Here is a 4,236-nt window from a genome sequence, read left to right as displayed (position 1 = left end):
TCCGGCGCGCCGAACGTGGCCACGGCCTTCGAGCCCGGACCGAACTCCGGCGTCCTGCGCTTCACGACCGCGGGCATCCCGGCCACGATCACGACGTCGATCGGTGCGGACGGCAAGCTCAACGGCTTCCTGGCCCGGCCGGACACTCCTACGATCTCGTCGTTCGACGATCTCGACGAGGCACTGTCGAAGGTGGCTCCGAACTATTCCTACAGCGCGTCACGGCTCAACGGCGATGACTGCGAGTCGATCTACTCCGCCAATGCGGACTCGGTGCTTCCCCTCGGATCGGTGTTCAAGCTGTACGTCCTCGGCGCGCTCACCGACGAGATCGAGGCAGGCACCGTCCGCTGGGACGAGCAGCTCACCGTTCGTGATGCCACCAAGAGCGCGCCGTCCGGCGAACTGCAGAATCTGCCCGACGGCACGACGGTGTCGGTCCGCGACGCGGCCGAGAAGATGATCTCGTTGTCCGACAACACCGCAACGGATCTGTTGATGGATCACCTCGGCCGCGAGCGGGTCGAACGCCAGCTCTCCATCATGGGCCATCACGATCCGTCGGTGATGACACCGATGATGGACACTCGACAGTTCTTCGTCATCGGGTTCGGGGATCCCGACATGCGTGCCGAGTGGGCCGAGGCCGACCCCGATACCCGGGCCGAGCTTCTCGAGCAGGCGGACGCGAGGCCGCTCGAGATCGACTTCGAGAACTTCCTGGACAACCCGGCGTCGGCCGACGGGGTCGAGTGGTTCGCCAATGCGCAGGACGTCTGTGCCGCGATGGGTTACCTGGCGACGAGCGATTCGGCCGAGGAGAACCGTCGCATCCTGCGATCACCCGGGTGTGCAGCTCGACCCGGCACTGTGGCCGTACTCGGGGTTCAAGGGCGGCAGCGCGCCCGGCGATCTGGCGGGCGCGTTCCTGGCCACCGATGCCTCCGGTCAGGACTGGATCGTGACCGAGCAGTTCCGGGCCGACGGCGCGATCGATCTGATCCCGTCCAGCTACGCGTTTCTCGTTGCCCAGCAGGCTTTCGCACTGATGAAGTGAGTGGGATTTGTAACATCGGTGTTACTGCTGCATTACACTCGCGGTCGTGGAGGCACAACACGAACCAGCCCGGTACGCGTGGCCGGAGGGCTTCAAGGAGTTCCTGGTCGGTGAGTTCACCGACTTCAGTCCCCTGGTGAACAGGGCTCTCGAGGACAACTGTGCGGCTCTGTTCCACGACGGTCCGTACGCGAAATCGGGCTTCTGGCGGACCTGCCGGGCAGTGTTCCGAGAATTCGTCTGGCCGGTCTGACTTTCCGGCCTTCACGGGCCGCCACAAAAGGTTACCGTCGAGTATGGCAACCACAACGGATCACCTTCGGAACACTCTGGACGGCCGCTGGCGAGATGTGAAGAACCAGGCGCGTCAGCAACTTGCACGCGACGAGTTCCGTCCGCACTACACCCCGAACACCGTCATCGCCCGCACCAAGGCAATGGAGCAGCTCAAGTTGCTCGCCGCGGCCGGTGCAGCCGACAACGGCTTCAAGAAGGAACACGGCGGCACCGGCGACGTCGGCGCAGCGGTGACGATGATCGAGATGCTCGCGATGAGTGATCTCTCGCTGATGGTCAAGGCCGGTGTCCAGTGGGGGCTGTTCGGCGGTGCCATCGAGAATCTCGGCACCGAACGACACCACGAGGCCTACGTCCCCAAGATCATCGGTCTCGATCTGCTCGGCTGCTTCGCCATGACCGAGACCGGACACGGCAGCGACGTGCAGTCGCTCGAGACCACGGCCACGTACGACCCGAAGACGGACGAGTTCGTCATCAACTCCCCGACGCCGTCCTCGCGTAAGGACTACATCGGCGGTGCTGCCGAAACCGCGACCGTCGCCGCCGTGTTCGCCCAGCTCATCACTGCAGGCCCGGGCGAGGAGCCCGAAGGCCACGGCGTGCACTGCTTCTTCGTTCCGCTCCGCGACGAGAACGGTGACGATCTGCCCGGCGTCACCACCTCGGACTGTCAGTACAAGGGTGGTCTGCCCGGAGTCGACAACGGCCGCCTCATGTTCGATCACGTCCGCATCCCGCGAGAGAATCTGCTCAACAAGTACGCCGACGTGTCCGACGACGGTACGTACTCCTCCCCCATCGAGAACAAGTCTCGACGGTTCTTCACGATGCTCGGCACGTTGATCCGCGGTCGCGTCACGGTCGGCGGCAGTGCCGCTGCGGCGGCCCGGGTCGCTCTCGACATCGCCACGCGATACGCGTTGCAGCGCAGGCAGTTCGCCGCGCCCGATTCCGATCAGGAGGTCCTGATCATGGACTACCTGGTGCATCAGCGTCGACTGTTCCCGCTCATCGCGAAGTCCTACGCCCTGCAGTTCGCACAGAACGAGCTCGTGTCGAAGATGCACGAGCTGCAGACTGCAGACAACCCGGACGCCGAGGAGCAGCGCGAGCTCGAGTCCAGGGCGGCGGGCCTCAAGGCCGCGAACACCTGGCATGCGACCGCCGCGATTCAGGAAGCCCGCGAAGCATGCGGCGGCGCAGGGTATCTCGCCGAGAACCGGCTGATCTCGCTCAAGGCCGACACGGATGTGTTCACCACGTTCGAGGGCGACAACCATGTGCTGACGCAGCTGGTCGCCAAGGAACTGCTCACCGCGTACGCCGACGACGTCAAGTCCATGAGTCCGGTCGAGTGGGTCAAGTTCGCCGCCGACATGGTGGGCGACCGCGTCGTCAAACGCACTGCGGCCCAGGCGATCATGCAGACCATCCTCGATCGGCGTCAGGACAACGAGGAGGAGGGCTCGCTGTTCAACCGCGGCACCCAGGTCAAGATGTTCGAAGATCGTGAGGAGTACCTGCTCTCCACCGTCGCGCGCCGGCTGCAGTCCAAATCCAAAGAGACCAGCCCGTTCGAGGCGTTCAACGCGGTGCAGGATCACGTTCTGCATGCCGCGAGCGCACACATCGATCGGATCATCTTCGAGGCATTCATCGCCGGCATCGAATCCTGCGAGGACCCCACCACCAAGGAACTGCTCGACGAGCAGCAATCGGCCGAGATCGCTGCCTAGAAGCAGAACGATCAGCGGATCCGGCGGGAGCACATGCGCGGTTCGGTGGGTAAGTTCGTACCGACCTATCGAAGATCCGTGGTGCGACGAGAGGAACCCGAACATGGCCGAGAGTGCCGCAAATTCGGACCGGCAGGAACTGGCCGATTTGGTGAAAGAGCTTGCCGTCGTGCATGGGAAGGTCACGTTGTCGTCGGGCAAGGAAGCCGACTACTACGTGGATCTGCGTCGCGCGACTCTGCATCATCGGGCGGGTGCGCTGATCGGTTCGTTGATGCGCGATCTGGTGGCCGACTGGGATTTCGTGTCGGTCGGCGGTCTGACGATGGGTGCAGATCCGGTGGCGATGTCGATCATGCATGCGCAGGGGCGTCCGATCGACGCGTTCGTGGTGCGCAAGGCCGCGAAGGCGCACGGCATGCAGCGTCAGATCGAGGGTCCGGACATCGTCGGCAAACGTGTTCTGGTGGTGGAGGATACGACGACCACCGGAAACTCTCCGCTCACTGCCGTGCAGGCTCTGCGTGACGCGGGCGCGACGGTCGTCGGAGTGGCCACGGTGGTCGATCGGGCGACCGGGGCGGACGAGGTCATCGCCGCCGAGGGGCTCGAATATCGATCGCTCCTCGGCCTGGTGGACCTCGGCCTGTAGTCCCGATCGCGAAAGGGCTTGTCAGCGAACGAGTTGCGCGACGACGACGAAGTTGTCGTCGGTTGGTTCTCCGCCTTGGACGTCGCAGTTGGCGAGGATCAATCGACCCGGCACCGAGCGTCGGAGTTCGTTGTCCGCCAGCAGGGATCCCTTCGGTAGTGGGCCGACCGATTCGACCGCGTACTGCAGGGTGCCGGTCGGTGTGCGCAACACGACGGTGTCGCCCGGTGTCACCACTCGCAGTGCCTTGAACGGGGCATCACGCTTCGAATAGTTATGTCCCGCAACCACTACCGTTTGTTCGGTGGAGGTTCCCGGCATGCCGCTCTCGGCCCACCACGCGGGCAGTTCGTCGACCGGATTCAGCACCTGGCCACTGTCGCCGCCGCGGTAGAGCGGGTCGGGATGGATGGGGCTGCTCAGATAGGTCGTGCCGTCCGAGGACCGGAGTTCGATGTATTCCGGCTGAGCGGGAGCGACGTCGCTCGCCG

The 4,236-nt window shown here is 64.4% G+C and carries 3 protein-coding genes and 1 pseudogene; 3 read left to right on the top strand and 1 reads right to left on the bottom strand.

The window, feature by feature from the left end:
- The 3 genes and pseudogenes from RHBS_RS25130 to pyrE all read left to right on the top strand — a co-directional run.
- A partial coding sequence (locus RHBS_RS25130; protein ID WP_187298626.1) for a serine hydrolase occupies positions 1 to 1,197 on the top strand: 1,197 nt, incomplete at its 5' end.
- Positions 1,198 to 1,353: 156 nt separating this feature from the next.
- A pseudogene (locus RHBS_RS25120) lies at positions 1,354 to 3,060 on the top strand (acyl-CoA dehydrogenase family protein); the annotation flags it as partial.
- A gap of 136 nt (positions 3,061 to 3,196) precedes the next feature.
- Positions 3,197 to 3,745, top strand: coding sequence for an orotate phosphoribosyltransferase (gene pyrE / locus RHBS_RS25115; protein ID WP_121872188.1), 549 nt, complete (start codon positions 3,197 to 3,199; stop codon positions 3,743 to 3,745).
- 21 nt (positions 3,746 to 3,766) lie between these two features.
- Here pyrE and RHBS_RS25110 read toward each other — a convergent pair.
- On the bottom strand, positions 3,767 to 4,236 hold a 470-nt coding region (locus tag RHBS_RS25110), incomplete at its 5' end, for a class F sortase (protein WP_145977602.1).

Origin of the sequence: Rhodococcus sp. BS-15, assembly GCF_000813105.1 — a bacterium.
In the GTDB taxonomy this organism is placed as follows: domain Bacteria; phylum Actinomycetota; class Actinomycetes; order Mycobacteriales; family Mycobacteriaceae; genus Rhodococcoides.
This window is presented reverse-complemented; position numbering and strand designations above follow the sequence as displayed.

Coding starts and splice junctions, on each gene's coding strand:
- pyrE (WP_121872188.1), top strand. CDS start 3,197: ATGGCCGAGAGTGCCGCAAATTCGGACCGGCAGGAACTGGCCGATTTG.